Genomic DNA, 21,665 nt, shown 5'->3' with positions numbered 1-21,665 from the left:
GGGGAATCTCAGAGCGCTCTGAATTCCGCTGGATAGCTTCCGGGCCATGGCGCACGACTACTTGATCATCGGAGCGGGGCCGGCGGGACTTCAGCTCGCCGCCCTCCTGGAGCGCGACGGTGCGGACTACGTGGTGCTGGAGCGCGGCGGCGGTCCGGGCACGTTCTTCACACGCTTCCCCCGACACCGCACCCTCATCTCGATCAACAAGGTGCACACCGGATACGAGGATCCGGAACTGCGGCTGCGGATGGACTGGAACTCCCTGCTGAGCGACGATCCCGAGCTGCTGTTCACCCGGTACAGCCGACGCTACTTCCCGGCGGCCGACGACATGGTCCGCTACCTGGCGGACTTCGCGGACCGCACCGGCGTCCGGGTGCGGTACGGCACCGCCGTGGAGCGTGTCTCCCGCGACGCCGACGGGTTCGCCGTGACCGACGCCGCCGGGGGGACCTGGCGGGCCCGGCGCGTGGTGGTGGCCACCGGGGTGCCGCTGCCGTACCTGCCGCCGGTCCCCGGCATCGAACTGGCCGAACGCTACGACACGTTCGACCCCGACCCGGAGTCCTTCACCGACCAGCGGGTGCTGGTGATCGGGCGGGGCAACTCCGCCTTCGAGACGGCCGACAGCCTGATGGAGACCGCGGCCGTCATCCACCTGGTCGGCTCCGGCTCGCTGCGCATGGCCTGGCGGTCGCACTACGTGGGCCATCTGCGGGCGGTGAACAACAACTTCCTGGACAGCTACCAGCTCAAGTCGCAGAACGCCCTGCTGGACGGGCGGGTGCTGGAGATCCGGCGGGACGGGGACGGCTTCCGGGTGCCGGTGGCCTTCGAACGGGTCGACGAGGTGGTGAAGGACCTGCGCTACGACCGGGTGATCGTCGCGACCGGGTTCCGGTTCGACGGGTCGGTGTTCGGCGCCGGTTGCGTGCCCGAGACGGTGATCGACGGCCGGTTCCCCGCCCTGACGCCCGTCGGCGAGTCGGTGAACGTGCCGGAGCTGTACTTCGCCGGGACCCTGACGCAGGGCCGCGACTTCAAGAAGTCCACCACCGGTTTCATCCACGGCTTCCGCTACTCGGTCCGCGCCCTGCACCGGGAGCTGCGCCGCCGCCACCACGGCGAGCCCTGGCCGGTGGCCGAGCTGGGCGGGGACACCGAGTCGGCGGTCCGCCGGATCATCGAGCGGGTCAACCGGTCCTCCGCGCTGTGGCAGCAGTTCGCCGTCCTCGGCGACCTGCTGCTGCTCGCCCCGGACGGCACGCTGCGCTACGCCGAGGAGGTCCCGGTCGGCCATGTGCCGGGGGCGGTGCGCGCCGGTGACTTCGGGGAGGTGGCCGCCCATGCGGTGATCACCCTGGAGTACGGGGCCGACCACGACCAGGTGGACCCCTTCGACGTGTCGACGGGCCGCCCCTCGCAGCGGGACGCGTCGGGTCTCGACGGGCGCTATCTGCATCCGGTGCTGCGCTGGTACCGCGACGGGGAGTACGTCGCCGAGCACCACCTGACGGAGAACCTGGAGAACGAGTGGGACAGCGAGGACGTGCACCGGGCCCCGCTGCGCGCGTTCCTCGCCGCCCGGTGCGACCCGGCAGCCCCGGTGGCGCCATGACGCTGCGCGCGCTCCAGGAGCGGGCCCGCCGGGCCCTGGACCCGGTGCGCTACGACTACGCGGCGGGCGGCGCGGACGAGGAGCGCGTCCTGGCCGACAACGAGCGGGCGTTCGACCGGTACGCGCTGTTGCCCCGGGTGCTGCGCGGCAACGAACGGCGGGACACCTCCGTCGATCTGCCGGGCGCCCGCCGGACGGGTCCGGTGCTGGTCGCGCCGACCGCCTTCCACCGGCTGATGCACCCGGACGGCGAGCGGGCCACGGCCCGGGCCGCGGCGGCCGAGGGCGCCGTCCTGGTGACGGGCACGGCCGCGACCGTCGCGGTCGGGGCGGTGGCCGCGGCGGCCCGGGAGGCGGCGGCCGACGCGGCCGTGTGGTTCCAGCTCTCCCTGCACCCGCGCCGTGAGGTCACCGAGGCGCTGGTGCGGCGGGCGGAGGAGGCGGGCTGCACGGCGCTGGTGGTCACCGTCGACGCGCCGGTGTTCGGCCGCCGCACCCGGGACCTGCGCAACGGGTTCACGGACCTGCCGCCCGGCTACGCCGCCGAGAACATGCGGGACCTGCCCGGCGCCCCGCCGGGCGCCCTCACCGACATCCCCATGTCCCCGGCGCCGTCCTGGCGGGACTTCGACGCGCTGCTGGCCGTGACGGCGCTGCCCGTGCTGGTGAAGGGGGTCCTGCATCCGGCGGACGCGCTGCTGGCCGTCGCGCACGGGGCGGCCGGGGTCGTCGTCTCCAACCACGGCGGCCGTCAGTGCGACACCGTCCCGGCCGCCGTGGACTGCCTGCCGCCGGTCGCCGACGCGGTCGCGGGCCGGGTGCCGGTGCTGCTCGACGGCGGGGTGCGCCGGGGCGGGGACGTGGCCGTCGCGCTCGCGCTGGGCGCGGCGGCGGTCGGGGTCGGCCGTCCGGTGCTGTGGGGGCTGGCCGCCGACGGCGAGGCGGGGGTGCGGCGGGTCCTCGCGGAGCTGCGCGACGGCTACGACCACACGCTGGCGCTGTGCGGGGGCGGCCGGAACGCCGATCTGACGCGGGACATGGTGGTCCGCGGGGGCGGGACGTGGTGAGCGGCGGGCGGCGACCGGACACGTGGTGGCTGCCGCGCGGTGTGGTGGCGCTGCGGGTGCGCATCTTCGAGAAGGTGAACGGCGACCGGGCGCTGACACTGCCCAGCGCGGCGTACGGGCCGGAGGTGTTCGAGCGGGTCTACGCCCATCCGGCCGCGAACGGCCGCAGCGCCGGGGCGGGGCTGTCCGACCTGTTCTGGTACTGGCTGTCGCCGGGGCCCGAGGTGCACCAGGAGCACCTGGAACCCGGTGAGCGCTACGAGGACGTGGCCGCCACCACCCGGCGGATTCTCGCCGGTGGCTCGGCGGACCTGACGGCGGCGGCGACCCGCGCGGTCGCGGTCGTCCTGGACGCGCTGCCCGCGGACCGGATCAGCCTGGTGCGGCTGCGCGACCTGATGATGCCCGCCTGGGCGGAGTTCTGCTACGAGCTGGTGTTCCGCGAGCCGTGCCCGCCGCACGCCCGGAAGCTGATCACGGCGCACGCGCAGGACGTGATCAGCGCCCTGAAGTGCACGGGGCTGCGCCATCCGCGGCGCAGGGCGCGGCTGACGGCGTATCTGCGCGAGCGGCTGGCGGCCGGTGACGTGCCGCACCGGATGCCGGGCTCGCTGTCGGCCGAGGAGCAGGTCTTCTACCTCCAGGGCACGTTCTTCAACACGGCCGTCGTGCAGCTCTCGGAGGCGACCGCGCATCTGCTGCTGGCGCTGGCCCGCCACCCGCGGGTGCAGCGGCGGCTCGCGGACGACCCGGACGACGAGCGGTACCTGACGCACGTACTCGACGAGACGATGCGGCTGTACCCGCTGTTCGGGATCGCGCACCGCATCACCACGGACGAGATCGCGCTCGACGAGCGCACCACACTGCCGACCGGCTCGGTGGTGTGCTTCAGCTACCCGGACTACCACGCCACGGGCTACGAGCGGCCGGACGTCTTCGATCCGGACCGCTGGGCGTCGTTGTCCGCCCGGGACGTCCACCACATCCCGTTCGGGGTGGCGGCCAACCGCCCGTGCCCGGCGTGGCGGTTGTCGCCGCTGGTGCTGCGGGCCGCCGTGCGGGAGGTGCTGCGCCGCTTCCGGCTGGACTCGTCGGTCTCGCACACCCGGTCCATCCCCCACCGGGCACCGTGCCTGCTGATCCCGCGCGGGCCGGACCCTCGGGCCCGCCTGGCGGCGCTGCGGGGCTTCCTGCGGGTGCGCGACGGTGTGGAGGACGTCACCCGGGGGGTGCGGCAGCTCGTGCTCGGCACGGTGATGGTGCTGCACGCCCGCCGACAGCGGCCCGCCGCACGGTACTTCGAACGGCTTCCGCCCGGCCGGTGCCCGGTCGTCCACTCCACGGGAGACAGCGCATGACGCCCTCGGAACTCGCCCCCGCGTTCTTCCTCGCCGTCGTGGTGATCCTGGCCGTCTGCCGACTCGTGGGGGCGCTGCTGCAACGGGTGGGGCAGCCGCCCGTGGTCGGGGAGATGATCGCGGGTGTGATGCTGGGGCCGTCGGTGCTCGGCGCTCTCCTCCCGGGTGTGGAAGCGGGCCTCTTTCCCGAGGAGTTGCGGCCGGTCCTGTACGTGGTGGGGCAGATCGGCCTCGTGGTGTTCATGTTCCACGTCGGCTGGGACTTCCGGGTGGACCGGCTGCGCGGTGTCGCCCGGTCGGCCGGGCTGGTCTCCGCGGCCGGGGTGGTGGTGCCGGTACTGCTCGGGGCGGCGCTGATCGCCGCCGTCGGCGAGCGGACCGGCACCCTGGCGCCGGATGTGCCGCTGGTGGTGTCGGCGCTGTTCGTGGGGGTGGCGCTGGCGGTGACGGCGTTCCCGATGCTGGCGCGGATCATCTCCGAACGGGGCCTGGCCGGGACCCGGTTCGGGTCGCTGTCGCTCGCCGCGGGCGCCGTGGACGACGCGCTCGCGTGGGTGCTGCTCGCGGGTGTCTTCAGCATCTCCGGGGGCAGCGCGGGGCCGGTGTCGTTGACCGTCGTCGGCACCCTCGGGCTCGTCGTGGTGCTGGCGGTGGTGACGCGTCTGCACGGCCGCACCGTGCGGCTCACGGAGCGGGCGACGTCCGAGAGCCTGCTGCCGGGGCTGGTCGGCGCGCTGTTCCTGGTGGCCTGGTACACCGACGAGATCGGGCTGTACGCGGTGTTCGGCGCGTTCAGCCTCGGGCTGGTCTTCCCGCGGTCGGAGCGACTGGACCACACGGTCGGGACGGTGAAACCGGTGGGCACCGTGTTCCTGCCGCTGTTCTTCACCTACTCGGGGCTGAACACGGACTTCACGCTGCTGGCCTCCGGGCCGGTGCTGCTGCTCACCCTGGGGTGCGTCCTGGTGGCGGTGGCGGGGAAGTTCGGCGCGTGCTGGCTGGCGGCGCGGCTGGCCGGGGAGCCGGGGTCGGTGGCGCTGCGGGTGGGGGCCCTGATGAACGCGCGGGGGCTGATGCAGCTCATCGCGCTCAACCTGGGACTGGCTGCGGGCATCGTGACGCAGGCGCTGTTCAGCGCGCTGGTGGTGGTCGCCGTCGTCACCACGGTGATGGCGACGCCGCTGCTGACGTGGGTCGACCGGCGGGAGCGGGCCCGGAGCGACGGCCCGTACCAGCCGACGGAGGTGGCGCCGCCGAGTTCGCTGAGCCACTAGGGGATCTGCCCTCGGGCCGCCAGGGCTCGTTTGTCCGGCTTCCCGGCGGAGGTGAGGGGTACCTCGTCGAGCAGGGTGAGCCGGGTCGGGGCGGTGGCCTCGCCCAGTTCGGCCGCCACCAGGTCGCGCAGTTCCCCGAGCAGGGGGACCCGGCCCGGCGCGGGCACCACGAAGGCGTGGACGGCCTCGCCGGTGCTGTCGTCGGGGACGGCGACGACGTACGCCTCCCGCACGGCCGGATGGGTGGCGAGCACCCGCTCGACGGGTCCGGCGTAGTACAGGTTGGCGTTGACGATGATCACGTCACGGGCGCGCCCGGTCAGCCAGAGGCGGCCCTCGCCGTCGAGGTGGCCGATGTCGCGGGTGCGGACCCAGCCGTCGGTGAACACCTCGGCGCTCAGGTCGGGTTCCTCCCAGTAGCGGCAGCCCTGGGACGGCGTACGGACGAAGAGTTCGCCGTCGGTGCCGGGCGGCAGGGGCCGCCCCCCGGCGTCCCGCACTTCCAGTTCGACCGGGGGGACGCCCAGCGAGCCCGGTTCGTCGTACGGCGTGGCCATGGAGATCATGCCGGTCTCCGTCTGGCCGTAGCCGTGGAAGACGACCGGCCCGAGCACGTCGGCGGCCTCGCGCAGCCGGGCGGGGTCCAGGGGGGAGCCGGAGACCATCAGGGCGCGCAGCGCGCCGAGGTCCACGGGCCGGGCCCGGACGCTCGCGACGAGCTTCGTCAGCCGGGCCACGGTGATGACGCTGCCGGTGGCCCGGTGGCGCACCAGGCTGTCGGGGAACGCGGGGGCGTCAGCGGTGACGAGGGTGCCGCCCGCGGCCAGGGCGAGCAGCCCGTACTCCATCATGACCTGGCTGGCCAGGGTGCCGAAGACGAGGAACCGCCGCAGGCGCGGGGCGAGTTCGCGGATGGCGGGGGGCCAGCGGTCGGGGTGTGGCGCCCAGGCCGCGGTCATCGAGGCGTAGGTCTGGGCGCATGCCTTGGGGAGGCCGGTGCTGCCGCTGGTGTGGAGGAGCCGGGCGACGTCCTGCGGGCGGGCCGAGATCCGCGGGCGGCGGCCGTCGTCCTCGGCGGCGAGCAGGTCGTCCAGGGCGAGGAGGGTGCCGGGTGGACCCTCGGTCGTGCCGTCCGGGCGGTCGGTGACGCGGAAGGCGGTGCCGGTGAGCAGGTGGTGTCGTTGGCGTGCGGTGAGTCCCGGCCGTACGCCGACGACGCGGGCGCCCACGGTGTGTGCGGCGAGGACGGCGGCGAACGCCTCGGGGCCGACGCCGAGCAGCAGGGCGACGCCGTCGCCGGGACGGACGCCCCGGGCGCGCAGGCCGTTGGTCACCCGCCGTACCAGGGCGAGGAGTTGGGATCCGGTGACGGCCCGGTCGCCGTGCTCGAAGACGGGGCGGTCACCCGCCGCGTCGAGGAGGTCGAGGACGGCGCCGGGGAACTGCTCAGCCAAGGCAGGACTTCACGAACGCGGCGAGCGGCTGCCGGTGGACGGCGGGGATGTCCCAGTCGTTCTCCAGGTTCTCCGCCAGGTGGTGGGTCCCGGCGAGGTCGCCGTCGCGGTAGTGGCGCACCACGGGATGGAGGTAGGTGGAGTCCATGGCGTGTTCGGGGTCGTTCTCGCACACGCGGGGCACGGTGACGTCGAAGGGGTCGACGTGGTCGTGGTCGGGTCCGTACTCCAGGTCGATGACGAACCGGTGTCCGGCGGGGCCGAGTCCGCCGTCGGTGACGTAGGCGAGCGGGACCTCTTCCTGGTACAGGGCGTGGTCGTCGTGGACGGTGACGACGTCGCCGAGGAAGCCGAACTGCTGCCACAGGGCGGAGGAGCGGTTGACGCGCTCCACGAGGGCGTCGGCGACGGCGTCCGGCGCGGCGGGCAGGGTGCGGGACGGCCAGGGCGTCGCGTGGTGGCGGGCGCCGAGGACGCGGTGCAGGGCGCGGGTGCCGTAGCGGAAGCCGTGGATGAAGCCGTTCGTGGACCGCTTGAAGTCGCGCTGCTGGGTGAGCGTACCGGCGAAGTACAGGCCGGGGACGTTCACCGACTCGTAGGCGGAGGTCTGGGCGGGGAACCGGTCGTCGATGGCGAGGGCCGGGCGGCAGCTGGCGTCGAACGGTGAGACGTCGAAGCGGAAGCCGGTGCAGACCACGATGCGGTCGTAGTGGAGTTCGCGGAGCCGCTCGGTGGTCCGGGCGTACCGGAACGCCACCCGGTAGCCGCCGTCGGCCCGCCGGTCGATCCGCTCGACGGTGCCGTCCAGGACGGCGTTCTGCGATTTGAGCTGGTAGCTGTCGAGGAAGTTGTTGTTCACCGCGCGCAGATGGCCCACGAAGTGGGTCTTCCAGGCCATCTTCAGCGAGTGTGGTCCGGCGACGTGGATGACGGCGGCCTTCTCCATGAGGGCGTCCGCGGTCTCGAAGGCGGAGTTCCCCTTGCCGAGGACGAGCACCCGCTGGTTGGTGAAGGAGGCCGGGTCGGTGTCGAAGTCGTCGTAGCGTTCGGCGCCTTCGATGCCGGGGATGTCCGGGACGTTGGGGAGGAAGACGCCGGTGGCGACCACGAGGCGCCGGGCCCGGAAGGTCCGGTCCGTGGCGTCGCGCACCAGGAAGCCGTCGCCGTCGCGGGAGACGTGGGTGGCCCGCACGCCGTACTCGACGCGGACACCACTGCGCCGGGCGAAGTCGCCCAGGTAGCGCACCAGGTCGTCGGCGGCCGGGAAGTAGCGCTCGCTGTACCGGGTGAACCGCAGCTCGGGGTCGTCGGTGAGCAGGGAGTTCCAGTCCATGCGGAGGTCGAGTTCCGGGTCGGTGTACCCGGTGTGGACCTTGTTGATCGAGATGAGCTGCCGATGCCGGGGGAAGCGGGTGAAGAACGTCCCGGGTCCGCTCCCCCGTTCCAGGACGACGTAGTCGCGTCCCTCGCGTTCCAGCAGAGCGGCGAGCTGTAGTCCGGCCGGTCCGGCCCCGATGATGAGGTAGTCGCGCACCATGGGGCGGACGCTAGCGGGCCCGGATCAGAGGACTCTGAGATTGCGGCGGGCACCCCCGCTCCGCACGCCCCGGACCAACTCACCTGTGCGCAAGGTCTGGACAGCCCCCGGGACGCGTGTTGTCATGCCGCTGACCCGGTTTTCCAACGTTGGAAGAACACGCCTTCGGCGCGAGGAAGGGTTCCATGACACGCAGTAGAAGCAGCACGAGGAACAGACCGCACAGACCGCACCGCCGCTCCCACGGCAGGCTGTGGGCCCTGCTGACGGCGGCGGCGCTGGTGTTGCCCACCACCGCCCTGCTGCCCGCCGCCTCGGCCGCGGAGACGACGGCCGCCGGTGCGTCCGCGGTCGCGGCCGAGCGGGCGCCCGTCCAGGTGAACGGCCTGAAGGGCGAGTACTTCACGATGTCGGCGCCGGGCGCCCGGGACTTCGCCGCACTCGGCGGCACCCTGCTCGACCCGCAGATCAACTTCTCCGGACTCACCAGCACGTTCCAGGAGCTGACCGGACAGACCGAGCACACGACCGCCCGCTGGACGGGCCAGATCCAGGCACCGGCCACCGGCGACTACACGTTCTACGCCATCGGCGACAACGGCTTCCGGCTGTTCATCGACGGCGAGCCGGTCATCGACCACTGGGAGCCGGACTGGGACCGGGAGCAGACCAGCGCGCCCGTCACCCTGACCGCCGGTGAGACGTACGACTTCCGGCTGGAGATGTTCCAGGACTTCGGCGGGTCGAACATGTACCTGCGCTGGTCGACCCCCACCCTGCCCAAGCAGCTGGTGCCGATGTCCGCGTTCACCCCGCCCGCCGGGTTCGAGGTCTACCCGGTGGAGCTGTCCGTCGCCGAGGACGGCCGTCGGGTGCGGGCCCGCTTCGAGGGCCCGGTCGGTGACGTCCAGGCGGCCCGGGAGCACCTGAAGGTCGAGGCCGACACCACCGCGATGCCCGTCGAGTCGGCCGTCGTCGACCCCACCGCGGCCGACACCCTGCTCGTCACGCTCGGCAAGCCGGTCCAGAAGGGCCAGCAGGTCCGGTTCGGCTACGACGGCGAGGGCGGGCTCACCTCCGGTGGCGAGGCCGTGCCGAAGATCGTCCGCTGGGCGCAGAACGCCTCCGCCCACCGGCTCACCACCCCGTGGGGCGACAAGGTCGACCCGAGGAGCCCCCTGCCGGAGTACCCGCGCCCGCAGCAGGTGCGCGACCAGTGGAAGAACCTCAACGGGCCCTGGCAGTTCAGCGGCGCCGAGGCCGGTGAGCAGCCGGTCTTCGGCAAGGACCTGGACGAGAAGATCATCGTGCCGTTCCCGGTCGAGTCGCAGCTGTCGGGCCTCGAGCGCCACGAGGACCACATGTTCTACCGGAAGCTCATCGACGTACCGAGGAGCTGGGACGTCGGCCAGGGCAACCGGCTGAAGCTCAACTTCGGCGCGGTGGACTACCAGTCGCGCGTCTACGTCAACGGCCGGAAGGTCGCCGAACACACCGGCGGCTACGACGCCTTCAGCGTCGACATCACCGACGCCCTCAGGCGCGGCAGCCGACAGGAGGTCGTGGTCGCGGTCACCGACACCGGCGGTCCCGACTACCCGACGGGCAAGCAGTCCACCCACCCGAGCGGCATCTTCTACACCCAGTCCTCGGGCATCTGGCAGACGGTGTGGATGGAGCCCGTCGCCGACCGGTCCATTGACAACGTCGTCATGACGCCCGACATCGACTCCAGCAGCCTCGCGGTCACCGTCGAGTCGGACGCCGCCTCCTCCCGCGCCCGCGTCGAGGCCGTCGCCCGCGACACCCGCGGCCGGGTCGTCGGCCGGGTCAGCGGACCGGCCAACCGGGAGTTGCGGCTGCCCGTGGCCAGGCAGCACCTGTGGACACCGGACGACCCCTACCTCTACGACCTCGACGTCCGCCTCACCGACGGCAAGTCCGTCGACAAGGTCGGCAGCTACTTCGGTATGCGGGAGATCGGCATCGAGAAGGTCGGCGGCTACCAGAAGCTCGTCCTCAACGGTAAGCCGGTGTTCTCCCTCGCCACGCTCGACCAGGGCTTCTGGCCGGACGGGCTCTACACCGCGCCCAGCGACGCGGCCCTCGCCTTCGATCTGGAGGCGCACAAGGAACTCGGCTTCAACGCCGTGCGCAAGCACATCAAGGTGGAGCCCGACCGCTGGTTCTACCACGCGGACCGGCTCGGCCTGCTGGTCTGGCAGGACTTCGTCTCCGGTGACCTGCAGACCGACACCGGCCGCAAGGCCTTCGTCGACCAGGGCATGGAGGTCGTGCGGCAGCACCGCAACTCCCCCTCGGTGATCGGCTGGGTCGTCTTCAACGAGGGCTGGGGCGAGTGGAACCGCGAGGAGACCGGCCGGATCGCCGAGTCCGTGAAGGCGGCCGACCCGTCCCGTGTCGTCAACGCCCACAGCGGGGTCAACTGCTGCAACTCCAAGGGCGATTCGGGCAAGGGCGACATCATCGACCACCACGACTACAACAACGTCGACCCGCCCTTCCCGGACGCCAACCGCGCCGCGATGGACGGCGAGCACGGCGGCTTCACGCTGCGCACCCCGGGCCACATGTGGCCGGGCGCCCCGACGGTGATCTACAGCGGGGTCAACACCAAGGAGGAGCTGACCCGCCGATACGTCGAGAACACCGAGCGGTACTACCTCGACCAGGCCGGTGCCGAGCTGTCCGGTTCGGTCTACACCCAGATCACCGACCTGGAGAACGAACTCAACGGGCTGTACACCTACGACCGCAGGGAGATCAAGGTCGACCCGGCCAAGGTCCGGGAGATCAACCTCAAGGTGCTCGCCGCCGGTGCCGCCGCGGGTGAGCGGGAGCCGTTGACGGGCGGCGGGCACTGGACCCTCGACGAGGGCACGGGCGGCACCACGAAGGACGACGGGCCCAACGACAAGCCCCTGACGCTCTCCGAGGGCACCACCTGGACCCCCGGAGTCAGCGGCAGCGCGCTGGAGTTCGACGGGCGGGGGCAGTACGCCGCGACCGACGGGCCGGTGCTCGACACCACCGGCAGCTACTCGGTGGCCGCGTGGGTACGGCTGGACGCGCTCCCCGGCAACTACGCCACCGCGGTCAGCCAGGACGGCCGCCGCCAGGCGAGCCCGTTCTACCTCCAGTACGGCCAGGGCGCCTTCGCCTTCAGCCTGCCCGGCGGACAGCGGGCCCGGCTGGTGACCACACCGGAGACGGGCCGCTGGTACCACCTCGTCGGCGTCCGGGACGCGTCCAGCAACCAGATCAGGCTGTACGTCGACGGGAAGCTCGCGGCGACCACCACCAGTGGCCCCGCCTATGTGAGCACCGGCCCGCTGGCCGTCGGCCGCGCCCAGTGGGACGGCAGTGACGCCGACTTCTGGAACGGCGCGGTGGACCAGGTGCACGCCTACGACAAGGTGCTCACCGCCGAGGAGGTGAGCACCCTGCACGCCGGGGAACGCCCGTAGGTCTCCCCGCGGTGCGTGGCGGGCGGCGTGTACGCGCCGCCCGCCACGGCCGTTCAGATCACGGCGCCCAGGGCGCCTCCACCGCCCAGGTGGTGTCCTCGGTGAAGAGGGCGGGGTTGTCCCAGGCGTGCGTGCCGCCCGGGGTGGCCAGCCACAGCTCGGCGTTGTAGTGGCGCAGGTACTGCTCGGGGAAGTTGTACGCCGACAGCCGCACCCCGCCGCTGGCGCCCCGGACGGGACAGAACGTGGCGTCGGCCCGGAACAGGTCGCCGGTGCCCGCCTCCTTGTGGACGCGGTAGTCGCGGTGGCGCAGGTACTGGCCGGGGTAGTTGCGCGACTCGAAGGAGTAGCAGGAACTGTCGGCCAGACCGGGAACCACGCGCCAGGTGGCGTCGTTCTTCAGCAACTCCGGGCTGCCACCGGTGACGACGTCCGTGAAGACCGCCCCGTCCCGGTGCCGCAGGTACCGGTCGGTGAGACCGGGTGTCGTGACGCGCAGGGAGCGGTACTGCCCGGTGGGCAGGGTGACGGGCGCCTGCGGGGAGCGGGAGGCGTCGATGAGGGCGCGGTTGGCGGCGCGGACCCGGGCCTCGTCGACCTTGACCACCTGGCGGTCGTAGGTGAGCAGGCCGTTGGCCTCGTTCTCGAGGTCGGTGATCTCGGTGTAGACGGCGGCGGACAGGCCCCTGGGCATCCGGACCTCGCGGATGCCGTCGAGCAGGCCGACGAAACGGTTGTTGAGGTGGGCGAGGGTGGGCTGGTCCTCGTAGCTGAAGCCGCCGCCGGGGTACCACTCGTGGCCGGGGACCTCGTAGCCGAGCCCGCCGTACTCACCGAGGACGGCGGCGCGGGTGGCGCTGGGCACGGTGGTGCCGGGGCCCACGTAGACATGGTGGTCGACGACGTCGCCGTTGCCGCCGTCGACGGCGCCGCAGCAGTTGACGCCGCTCATGTTGTTGACGAGCCGGGAGGGGTCGTAGGCCTTGACCTCGTTGGCGATGCGGGCCTGGTCGTACTGGCCCCAGCCCTCGTTCTGGTTGACCCACATGACCAGCGACGGTGAGCTGCGGTGCTGGTCGATGATCCGGTCGTACTCGGCCTCCCACTGGGTGCGGGCGGCGGCGTCCGGGGTGCGCAGGTCCATCGACGGCATGTCCTGCCAGACCAGCAGGCCGAGCCGGTCAGCCCAGTAGAACCAGCGCTGCGGCTCGACCTTGATGTGCTTGCGGACCATGTTGAAGCCGAGGTCCTTGTGCTTCTGGAGGTCGTGGCGCAGGGCGGCGTCGGTGGGGGCGGTGTAGAGGCCGTCGGGCCAGTAGCCCTGGTCGAGGGTGCCGGTCTGGAAGACGAACTGCCCGTTGAGGACCGGGCGCAGGACCCCGTCGACACGGGCGAGGCCGACGGTGCGCATGCCGGTGTAGCTGCCGACGGAGTCGACGGTGGCCGCGCCGGAGAGCAGGTCGGCCCTGACGTCGTACAGGAAGGGGTCGTCGGGGGTCCAGCGGCGCGCGTTGGGTACGGGGACGGTGAACTCGGTGCCGACCGGGCCCGTGGCGGTGCCGACCGTGGTGGAGCCGGTGGAGACGGTGACGCGGGCCTGGTGGCCGCTCGTCCCGGCGCCGCGGACGGTGACCCTGAGGCGGTTGTTGGCGAGGTCGGGCACCATGTCGAGGCGTGTGATGTGCGCGGCGTTGACCGGTTCGAGCCAGACGGTCTGCCAGATGCCGGAGGAGGCGGTGTAGAAGATGCCGCCGCCCGGCTGTGGGGTGACCTCGCGGACGCGCTGCTTGCCGACCGCCTGGCTGCCGGTCTCCGTGGGGTCCCAGACCGAGGCGACGACGGTGTTCGTGCCGCTGGTCAGCAGGTCGGTGATGTCGTGGGAGAAGGCGTCGTAGCCGCCGGAGTGGGTGGCCCCGGCCTGACGGCCGTTGACCCACACCGTCGTACGCCAGTCACTGGCGCCGAAGTTGAGCTGGACGCGGCGGCCGTTCCAGTTCGACGGCACCGTGAAGGTGCGCTTGTACCAGAGCTTGTCGTTCTGGGTGATGCGGCGCTGGATGCCGGAGAGCGCGGACTCGGCGGGGAACGGCACCCGGATCTGCTCGGTGAACGACGCGGGCTGACCGGCGTCGGCCGAGGTGACCGCGAAGTCCCAGACGCCGTTGAGGTTGGCCCAGTCGGGGCGGGTGAGCTGGGGGCGCGGGTACTCGGGGAGCGGGTTGTCGACGGGGACCTGGTTCGTCCACGGGGTGGTCATGGGCGCGGGCTTGGGGGTCCAGGCCTGCGGTGCGGCGCTCGCGGTGCCGGACGCGGTGAGGGCCGTACCGGCGAGGAGCGCCAGTACGGCCAGACCGCGGGTGAGCCGTCTTCTCGGCGAGGGAATCCGTAGGCGTCGCCGTGCGGGTGAGCCGCGCATCGTGCCTCCTTGACGGGGTGGGGGTGGGAGGCGCCCCGGGCCCTCGCCCGGGTTACATGAGCTGCCGTCTGCGCCCCAGCCACGTCTGGGCGATGACGACGAGAGCGAGGAAGGCGCCGCTGACGACCTGCTGGTAGGAGGAGTCCAGGGAGCCGATCTGGTTGATGACGTTCTGGATCACCTTCAGCAGCAGGACGCCGACCAGCGAGCCGCTGACGAAGCCGAGCCCGCCGGTGAGCAGGGTGCCGCCGATGACGACGGCGGAGATGGCCTCCAGTTCCATGCCGTTGCCGAGGATCGTGACGCCGGAGGCCAGCCAGGCGGCGTTGAGCGCCCCGGCCAGTCCGGCCAGTACACCGGAGAGGGTGTAGACGAGGATCTTGGTACGGGCCACGGGGGCGCCCATCAGCGCCGCCGCGTCCTCGTTGCCGCCGACCGCGTACACGTGCTGGCCGAAGCGGGTGCGGCGCAGCACGACGGCGCCCGCGGCGAACAGGGCCAGCGTGATCCACACCGGGTTGCCGAGGCCGAGGGTGGTGCCCTGGCCGAGTTCGGCGAGGAAGGAACCCTTGGCGATGAGGTAGGTGTCGGCGCCCTCGTCGGTGATGGCCAGCATCAGTCCGCGCGCCCCCAGCATCGCGGCGAGCGTGACGATGAAGGGCGCGAGGCGGGAGCGGGCGACGAGCAGCCCGTTGACGACGCCGACCAGTCCGCACACGGCGAGCGGCAGCAGCAGCGCGACCAGGGTGCCGTGCCGGGAGCCCCAGGCCGCCAGGACGCCGCCCAGGGCGAACAGGGAGCCCACGGACAGGTCGATGCCACCGGTGATGATCACGAAGGTCATGCCGAGGGCGACGATCGCGAGGAACGCCGAACTCGTCGCCATGTTGGTGACGTTGTCGCCGGTGGCGAAGGAGTCGAAGCTGAACGAGGCGATGATCGAGACGATCACCAGCACGGCCAGCGCGCCGTGCTGCTGGACGAGCGCGCTGATCCGCTCGGAGCGGGCGGAGCCGACCGGCGCGATGTCCTCGGCCGACTCGCTCGCGGCGGTCACGGGGGTGTCCGGCTCGGTCACGGTCATCGCTTCCCCCGTCCCCGTGCCGCGTAGACCGCGGCGACGATCACTATGGCCTGGGCGATCTGGGTCCATGACGGCGGCAGATCGTGCTTGATGAGGGTGGCGGTGAGCAGCTGGATGAGGACGGCTCCGGCCACCGTGCCCGCGATGTTGACCCGGCCGCCGGTCAGCGGGGTGCCACCGACCACGACGGCGGTGATCGCGGACAGCTCCATGAGGTTGCCGAGCGAGGTCGGGTCGCTGGCCTGGAGCCGGGCGGTGGCCAGCACCCCGGCGACGGCGGCGAGCAGGGCGCAGACGACGTAGACGATGATCAGCACCCGGCGCACCGGCAGGCCCGCGAGCTGGGCGGCGGGGCGGCTGTCGCCGATGGCGAGGAGCTGGCGGCCGAAGGTGGTGCGGCGCACCACGAAGGCCACCAGCAGGGCGAGGGCGGTGGCGATCAGGATGAGGTAGGGGATGCCGAGGAGGTCGCCGGAGCCCAGCGAGGCCAGCGTCGGGTTGTGCAGGTCCTCCAGCTGGGGCAGCAGCACCAGGGCGAGGCCCCGGCCGCCGACCATGAGGGCGAGGGTGGCGACGATCGGCTGGACGCCGACGAACGCGACCAGCGCCCCGTTGGCCAGCCCGACCCCGGCCGCGAACAGCGCCACGACCAGCAGGGCGGGCAGCAGTCCGTAGCCGAGGTAGAGCGCGGTGACGGAGGCCGCCAGCGCCATCACCGCGCCTACCGACAGGTCGACGCCCTCGGTGCCGATGACCAGGGCCATACCGAGCGCGACGATCATGACGGGGGCGACCTGGACGGCCTGGGTGCGGAAGTTCTCGGCGGTCAGGAAGTGCGGGGTGATGACGGTGTTGACGATCAGCAGGACGGCTACGCCCGCGTAGACGCCGTAGGCCTGGAGCCAGGTCAGGACGCGGGCCTTGTCCAGGGGGGCGGTGCGCAGGGTGGCCTCAGCCATCGCTCGCCACCTCCTTGACGGGGTCCGCCGGGGCGTCCCCGGCGATGGTCCGCATCAGCTTGTCCTCGGTGACGTCGTCGCCGGTGAGTTCGCCGACGACGGCGCCGTCCTTCAGTACGACCACGCGGTCCGATCCTTCGATCAGTTCCTCCAGGTCGGAGGAGATGAGCAGGACGCCCAGGCCGTCGGCGGCGAGTTCGTCCACGAGCTTTTGCACCTCGGCCTTGGCGCCGACGTCGATGCCGCGGGTGGGCTCGTCGAGCAGCAGGACCTTGGGGTTCATGGCCAGCCAGCGGGCGAGCAGCACCTTCTGCTGGTTGCCGCCGGAGAGTTCGCCGACCTTCTGGTGGGGCGAGGACGCCTTGATGCGCAGCCGTTCGACGAAGGTGTCCACGATGCTGTCGACGCGGGCCTCGGAGACCAGGCCGAAGCGCGACAGCCGGGGCAGGACGGCCAGCGCGATGTTCTCGCGGACCGACAGGCCCGGGACGATGCCCTCGCTCTTGCGGTCCTCGGGCAGCAGGCTGATGCCCGCCCGGATGGCGGCGGGGGTGGAGCCGCCGCGCAGCGGGACACCGGCGACCGTGACCCGGCCCGAACGGACGGGCAGGGCGCCGGAGATGGCCTTCGCGGTCTCGGTGCGTCCGGAGCCGAGGAGGCCGCCGAGTCCGACGACCTCGCCGGGGCGGATCCGCAGGGAGACGTCGTGCAGTCTGTGCGGGACCGTCAACGCGTCCGCGTCGAGAACGGGTTGGTCGTCGGTGTCGTGGTGGCCGCCGCTGAACTTGGTCAGGCCCTCGCGGCGGACCTCGCCCAGTTCCCGGCCCAGCATGGTCGACACCAGGGCGAGCCGGTCGAGTTCGGCGAGGCGGCCGTGGTGGACGCGGCGGCCGTCGCGCAGCACGGTGACCGTGTCGCACACCGCGTACAGCTCGTCGAGGCGGTGGCTGACGTAGATGACGGCGATGCCGTCGTCCCGCAGTCGGCGGATGACCGAGAACAGGGTCTCCACCTCGCGGGGTTCGAGGGAGGAGGTCGGTTCGTCCATGACGACGATCCGGGCCCGCGTGGCCACCGCGCGGGCCAGGGCGACCATCTGCTGGGCGCCGACGCCGAGGGTGCGCAGCGGCTGCCGGACGTCCACCTGGACGCCGTAGGTCCGCAGGGTCCGGTCGGCCTCGCGGTGCATCCGGGCGAAGTCCAGCAGGCCGAGCCGGGTGCGGGGTTCGCGGCCCAGGAAGAGGTTGCGGGCCACGCTCAGCAGCGGGATGAGGTTGACCTCCTGGTAGATGGTGGAGATCCCGGCCTTCTGGGCCTCCAGCGGGGTGCTGAAGGAGACGGGGCGGTCCTGGAAGGTGATCTCGCCCGCGTCGGGCCGGTAGACGCCGGTGAGGAGCTTGATGAGGGTGGACTTGCCCGCGCCGTTCTCGCCGATCAGGGCGTGGACCTCACCCGGGTGCAGGGTGAGGTCCACGTCGTCCAGGGCCCGGACGCCGGGGAAGGTCTTGCTCAGTCCGCGGACGGCGAGGACTGCGGCCGTCGGAGCCAACTGTGCCTCCTGGAGGGGGATGTGACGGGGGTACGCGGCTCAGTAGGCCTTGCCGAGGTCCTGCTCGGCGTTGTCCGCGTCGTAGGCGCCGTCCTCGATGATGACGTCCTGGGGGACTGCCTCGCCCTGGGTGAAGGTGTCCAGCGTCTGGAAGGCCAGCGGGCCGAAGCGCGGGTTGGACTCGATGACGCCGCTGATCCAGCCGTCGACGATGCCCTGGACGGCGTTGCGGGTGCCGTCGACGGTGATGATCTTGACGTCACCGGCCTTCTTGCCCGCGCCCTTGAGGGCGGCGACCGCGCCGAGGCCCATCTCGTCGTTCTCGGCGTAGATGCCCTTGATGCCGGGCTCGGACTGGATGAGCTGCTCGGTGACCTGCTGGCCCTTCTCGCGGGCGAAGTCGCCGGTCTGCTCGAAGACGACCTTCAGGTCCGGGGCCTTCTCGGCGATGCGCTCCTTGAAGCCCTGGGTGCGCTCGGTGGTGACGTTGTTCCCGGCCGAGCCGAGCAGGATCGCGACCTCGCCCTTGCCGCCGGTCGCCTCGATCATCTGGTCCGCGGCGCGGCGGCCCTGCTCGACGAAGTCCGAGGCGATGAAGGAGACGTAGTCCTTGCAGGCCTCGGCGTTGATCTTGCGGTCGATGGTGACGATCGGGACCTTCTTGGCGGCGGCGGCCTGCAGCACGGGGTCCCAGCCATCGGAGTTGAGCGGGGCGATGACCAGCAGGTCGGCACCCTTGGCGAGCAGGTCCTGGACGTCGCTGATCTGCTTGGAGAACTGCGACTGGGCGTTGGCCGTCAGTAGTTTGACCCCTCTCTTCTTCGCCTCGTCCTTGATCGACTGGGTCTCGGCGATGCGGAAGGGGTTGGCTTCCTTCTCCGACTGGGAGAAGCCGACGGTGGCGTTGGCGAGGTCGATCTTCTCGCCGCCGTAGGCGTCGACGGTGCAGTTCTTGCTGCCGGGCTTGGGCTTGACGACCTTCTGCTGGGTGTCGGCGGTGGCCGTGGAGGACTGCCGCGTGTCCCCGGAGGCGTCGTCCTCCGACTTGGCGCAGGCGGTGGCGGTCAGGGCCAGGGCGGCGGCGAGGGCCACCGCCGCGGGGCGGGCGAGGAGCTGAGGACGGTGAGGGAAGCGCTGCATTGGTGACCCCGATCCGGGTGACGCTGGCAGGGAACTGGGGAGGCGGAGGGACGCGGAGGCGGTCCCCCCCCCCGGGTGCGAACGTTGTCAGGTCCGCCGCATCAGGTTTTTACATCGTTGGAAGGATGCTGTAAACCCCTTGCGCACGAGGTGTGTTCGGGATGTCGAAAGAACCGGGGGGTGAAAAGGGGCGATACGCGCCGAAGGAAACGGCGTCGGGTCAGCCGCCGGAGCGACGGCCCAGCGTGCTCTCCCGCTCCACCAGCCGGTAGTCCGCCCGGATACGGCGGGGTTCGGGGGCCGCGCCGCCCAGCCTGGCCAGCACCGACTCCACCGCGAGCCGCCCGATGGCCTCCTTGTCCGGCGACACGGACGTCAGCGTCACGGCGCCGAACCGGCCCTCGATCACATCGTCGAAGCCGACCACCGCGATGTCCTCCGGCACCCGCAGGCCGCGCTCGTGGAGCACGCGCATCGCGCCGATGGCCATCGGGTCGTTGTAGGCGAACACCGCGTCGGGACGCCGCCCGGCGTCCAGCAGGCGGGACATGGCCGCCGCGCCGTCGGCGTGCCCCCAGCCGTCGGTGGCCGCCACCAGCCCGGCGTCGGCGGGCAGTCCGGCGGCGGTCAGTTCCTCGCGCCAGCCGCGCACCCGGAGCTGGGCGGGCTCGCTGCGCCCGCCCCGGGCGCCGATGAACGCCACCTCGCGGCGCCCGAGGTCGATCAGATGCCGGACGGCGGCGCGGGCGGCGGCGACGTTGTCGATGGCGATGTGGTCGTAGGGCAGGTCGTAGTCGCGCTCGCCGATCAGCACCAGGGGGACGTCCGCGCGGTCGCGCAGGTCCTCGGTCTCCAGCTCGATGGGGCTGAGGATCAGCCCGTCGATGACCCGGGCCCGGAAACCCTGGCTGACCAGGATCTCCTGCTCCCGTCGGCCGCCGGTGTGGTCGAGCAGCACGATGTAGTCGTGCTCGGCGGCCGTGTCGATGACGGCGGCGGCGAGTTCGGCGAAGTAGGGGTTGCCCAGCTCGGGCAGGGCGAGGGCGATGATGCCGGTGCGCCCCTTGCGCAGGTGCCGGGCGGCCAGGTTGGGCCGGTAGCCGAGCGCGTCGATGGAGCGCTGGACGCGCTCGCGCATCGCGGGGGTGACGTGCTGGTAGTTGTTCACCACGTTGGAGACGGTCTTGATGGAGACCCCCGCATGGGCGGCGACGTCCTTGAGGCTGACTCGCACGTCAATCCCTTCCTGACCTCTGGCACGCGCCATTTACAACGTTATACGCACGATACCCCCGGTGTTATACATTCGCGCGACCCCATTGACAAGCCAACGCCCGGCAGCCGACCTCACTCGAAGAACTTCAGCCCCCAGCCGGTGTCCGTGTTCGGCCCCGGCACATGGGCGCGGCTGTAGGTGGTGTTGCCCCACCAGCAGAAGGTACCGGTGTACCAGTACCGGTTCTCCCAGGAGTACGGCGTCCCCTTCGGCACCGCGTGGAACATCATGGGGAACGTCGGACCGGCGGGCGGGCTGGTGCCGATGTCGCCGTTCAGCAGGACGAAGCTGTGGTGGCCGGGGCCGTTGACGTGCAGCGTCGGGTCCCAGCCGGGCATCATCGTGGCACGGTTGGAGCCGAACAGACAGCCGTTGGACTTGTACCAGTCCCATACGTACGTCGGGTCGCCCCCCGCCCGCAGCCGCAGGTCGGCCAGACAGTACTGCTCGCTCCAGCTCCCGTTGGCCGAGTACACGATGTGCAGTTGCCCGTTCGGATCCCTGATCGGCTGGGGAGCCTCGTTGATGTACGGGTTGCCGACCACCCGCTCCCAGCCCTCCCTCGGCTGCGAGATGATGTGCCGCGCGCCGGTGGCCGTGGTCGGGCTGCTCATCCGGGCGACGTAGATGTTCTGCTCGACGTTGGTGTCCCCGGCCCACCCGGACCAGACGAACCAGCGCTGGCCGTTGAAGGTGAACAGGACGCCGTCGATGGCCCACTTGTCGTCCGGCAGGGCCACCTTGGTCGCGGCCGTGTAGCCGCCGTCCGGACTGGTCGAGCTGATCGCGTACATCCGGCGGGACGCCCCGGCCCCGGCCGCGAAGTAGATGTGGTAACGGCCGCCCTCCAGCACGATCTCCGGGGCCCAGACCTCCGGCAGGTTGCCGGGGTTGGTCCACACCCGCCGGTCGGGCGCCGTGGCCAGCTGGGCCGTCGACGGGGCCTGCCGCACGGCGACACCGTCACCGGTCGACCGCACGGCGACATAGGTGGAGCCGACCCGGATCACACTCGGATCGGCGGCCCGCAACGAGGTCTGGTCCGCGCGTGCGGGCTCGGCGGACGTCAGGGACAACACGGCGGCGAGCACGCCTGCCAGGGCAACGGCGAGCACGCCGTGGATCAGTCGGGAGAGCTTCATGGTCCCGTTCCGTGGTGGGGTCTCCACCGTCGGCGTGCCGACGGCGGAACGCGGGTGAGGAGAGGAGACGACGTGCGGTCATGATGGCGCCGTGGGGGGCGACGTGGCCGGGTCACGCCGGGAGGTTCACGCGTACGGGTTTACATCGATGGAGAAGTGACTGGCACTCAGCATCCTGACCGGCCCTGAACATGTCAACAATCCGCTACGGATTCACTGGCCTCTTTCCGTCTTCCCGCTCGGGGTCGGCTTCGGGCAGCGCGCGCGGGAGGCCGGGCTCGTGATCGGTGAGCAGAC

General features: G+C 71.8%; 14 protein-coding genes. 5 read left to right on the top strand and 9 right to left on the bottom strand.

Annotated elements, in window-relative coordinates; genetic code table 11:
- The first annotated feature begins 46 nt into the window (after positions 1–46).
- The 4 genes from ACFVQG_RS07580 to ACFVQG_RS07565 are packed head-to-tail and all read left to right on the top strand — an operon-like array spanning position 47 to position 5,323.
- Positions 47–1,621, top strand: coding sequence for an NAD(P)-binding domain-containing protein (locus ACFVQG_RS07580; protein ID WP_383377891.1), 1,575 nt, complete (start codon positions 47–49; stop codon positions 1,619–1,621).
- Positions 1,618–2,688: an alpha-hydroxy acid oxidase gene (locus ACFVQG_RS07575; RefSeq protein ID WP_383377889.1), complete on the top strand. Its 1,071-nt coding sequence runs from the start codon at positions 1,618–1,620 to the stop codon at positions 2,686–2,688. Before ACFVQG_RS07580 ends, ACFVQG_RS07575 begins: the two co-directional genes overlap by 4 nt.
- Positions 2,682–4,049: a cytochrome P450 gene (locus ACFVQG_RS07570; RefSeq protein WP_383377887.1), complete on the top strand. Its 1,368-nt coding sequence runs from the start codon at positions 2,682–2,684 to the stop codon at positions 4,047–4,049. The genes ACFVQG_RS07575 and ACFVQG_RS07570 overlap by 7 nt, the downstream gene beginning before the upstream one ends.
- A complete protein-coding gene (locus ACFVQG_RS07565; RefSeq protein WP_383377885.1) occupies positions 4,046–5,323 on the top strand; it encodes a cation:proton antiporter in 1,278 nt (425 codons plus the stop codon). Before ACFVQG_RS07570 ends, ACFVQG_RS07565 begins: the two co-directional genes overlap by 4 nt.
- Here the strand turns inward: ACFVQG_RS07565 and ACFVQG_RS07560 are convergent.
- The gene (locus ACFVQG_RS07560; RefSeq protein ID WP_383377884.1) at positions 5,320–6,777 is read right to left on the bottom strand and encodes a class I adenylate-forming enzyme family protein; all 1,458 of its coding nucleotides are present in this window, start codon (positions 6,775–6,777) and stop codon (positions 5,320–5,322) included. The genes ACFVQG_RS07565 and ACFVQG_RS07560 overlap by 4 nt on opposite strands.
- Positions 6,770–8,314, bottom strand: coding sequence for an NAD(P)-binding domain-containing protein (locus tag ACFVQG_RS07555; protein WP_383377882.1), 1,545 nt, complete (start codon positions 8,312–8,314; stop codon positions 6,770–6,772). The genes ACFVQG_RS07560 and ACFVQG_RS07555 overlap by 8 nt, the downstream gene beginning before the upstream one ends.
- 185 nt (positions 8,315–8,499) lie before the next feature.
- On the opposite strand from ACFVQG_RS07555, the gene ACFVQG_RS07550 reads away from it, so the two are divergent.
- Entirely contained in the window at positions 8,500–11,802 is a 3,303-nt protein-coding gene (locus tag ACFVQG_RS07550) for a LamG-like jellyroll fold domain-containing protein (protein WP_383377880.1), read from the top strand.
- Positions 11,803–11,860: 58 nt separating this feature from the next.
- Here the strand turns inward: ACFVQG_RS07550 and ACFVQG_RS07545 are convergent, their stop codons facing one another.
- From ACFVQG_RS07545 to ACFVQG_RS07515, 7 genes are all read right to left on the bottom strand, one after another.
- Positions 11,861–14,218: an AbfB domain-containing protein gene (locus ACFVQG_RS07545; protein WP_383377878.1), complete on the bottom strand. Its 2,358-nt coding sequence runs from the start codon at positions 14,216–14,218 to the stop codon at positions 11,861–11,863.
- Between the two features lie 52 nt (positions 14,219–14,270).
- A complete protein-coding gene (locus ACFVQG_RS07540; RefSeq protein WP_383377876.1) occupies positions 14,271–15,302 on the bottom strand; it encodes an ABC transporter permease in 1,032 nt (343 codons plus the stop codon).
- Complete coding sequence (locus tag ACFVQG_RS07535) at positions 15,299–16,261, bottom strand: ABC transporter permease (RefSeq protein WP_383377874.1); 963 nt, start codon at positions 16,259–16,261, stop codon at positions 15,299–15,301. The genes ACFVQG_RS07540 and ACFVQG_RS07535 overlap by 4 nt, the downstream gene beginning before the upstream one ends.
- Positions 16,254–17,810 (bottom strand): sugar ABC transporter ATP-binding protein, encoded by a 1,557-nt coding sequence (locus tag ACFVQG_RS07530; protein WP_383377872.1) that lies wholly within the window; start codon positions 17,808–17,810, stop codon positions 16,254–16,256. The genes ACFVQG_RS07535 and ACFVQG_RS07530 overlap by 8 nt, the downstream gene beginning before the upstream one ends.
- A 39-nt stretch (positions 17,811–17,849) precedes the next feature.
- Complete coding sequence (locus ACFVQG_RS07525; RefSeq protein ID WP_383377870.1) at positions 17,850–18,950, bottom strand: ABC transporter substrate-binding protein; 1,101 nt, start codon at positions 18,948–18,950, stop codon at positions 17,850–17,852.
- 220 nt (positions 18,951–19,170) lie between these two features.
- The gene (locus ACFVQG_RS07520; protein ID WP_383377868.1) at positions 19,171–20,184 is read right to left on the bottom strand and encodes a LacI family DNA-binding transcriptional regulator; all 1,014 of its coding nucleotides are present in this window, start codon (positions 20,182–20,184) and stop codon (positions 19,171–19,173) included.
- 113 nt (positions 20,185–20,297) lie between these two features.
- Positions 20,298–21,368: a glycoside hydrolase family 43 protein gene (locus ACFVQG_RS07515; RefSeq protein WP_383377866.1), complete on the bottom strand. Its 1,071-nt coding sequence runs from the start codon at positions 21,366–21,368 to the stop codon at positions 20,298–20,300.
- Between the last annotated feature and the right edge of the window lie 297 nt (positions 21,369–21,665).

Source organism: Streptomyces sp. NPDC057877, assembly GCF_042796855.1.
Lineage (GTDB): Bacteria > Actinomycetota > Actinomycetes > Streptomycetales > Streptomycetaceae > Streptomyces.
The sequence above is the reverse complement of the archived record's forward strand: the minus strand, read 5'-3'. Positions and strand labels throughout refer to the sequence as shown.

What these genes read in the sequence shown, in the direction of transcription:
- ACFVQG_RS07545 (WP_383377878.1), bottom strand. Translation starts at nt 14,218, where the DNA reads ATGCGCGGCTCACCCGCACGGCGACGCCTACGGATTCCCTCGCCGAGA.
- ACFVQG_RS07555 (WP_383377882.1), bottom strand. Translation starts at nt 8,314, where the DNA reads ATGGTGCGCGACTACCTCATCATCGGGGCCGGACCGGCCGGACTACAG.
- ACFVQG_RS07550 (WP_383377880.1), top strand. Translation starts at nt 8,500, where the DNA reads ATGACACGCAGTAGAAGCAGCACGAGGAACAGACCGCACAGACCGCAC.
- ACFVQG_RS07540 (WP_383377876.1), bottom strand. Translation starts at nt 15,302, where the DNA reads ATGACCGTGACCGAGCCGGACACCCCCGTGACCGCCGCGAGCGAGTCG.
- ACFVQG_RS07525 (WP_383377870.1), bottom strand. Translation starts at nt 18,950, where the DNA reads ATGCAGCGCTTCCCTCACCGTCCTCAGCTCCTCGCCCGCCCCGCGGCG.
- ACFVQG_RS07565 (WP_383377885.1), top strand. Translation starts at nt 4,046, where the DNA reads ATGACGCCCTCGGAACTCGCCCCCGCGTTCTTCCTCGCCGTCGTGGTG.
- ACFVQG_RS07515 (WP_383377866.1), bottom strand. Translation starts at nt 21,368, where the DNA reads ATGAAGCTCTCCCGACTGATCCACGGCGTGCTCGCCGTTGCCCTGGCA.
- ACFVQG_RS07575 (WP_383377889.1), top strand. Translation starts at nt 1,618, where the DNA reads ATGACGCTGCGCGCGCTCCAGGAGCGGGCCCGCCGGGCCCTGGACCCG.
- ACFVQG_RS07580 (WP_383377891.1), top strand. Translation starts at nt 47, where the DNA reads ATGGCGCACGACTACTTGATCATCGGAGCGGGGCCGGCGGGACTTCAG.
- ACFVQG_RS07535 (WP_383377874.1), bottom strand. Translation starts at nt 16,261, where the DNA reads ATGGCTGAGGCCACCCTGCGCACCGCCCCCCTGGACAAGGCCCGCGTC.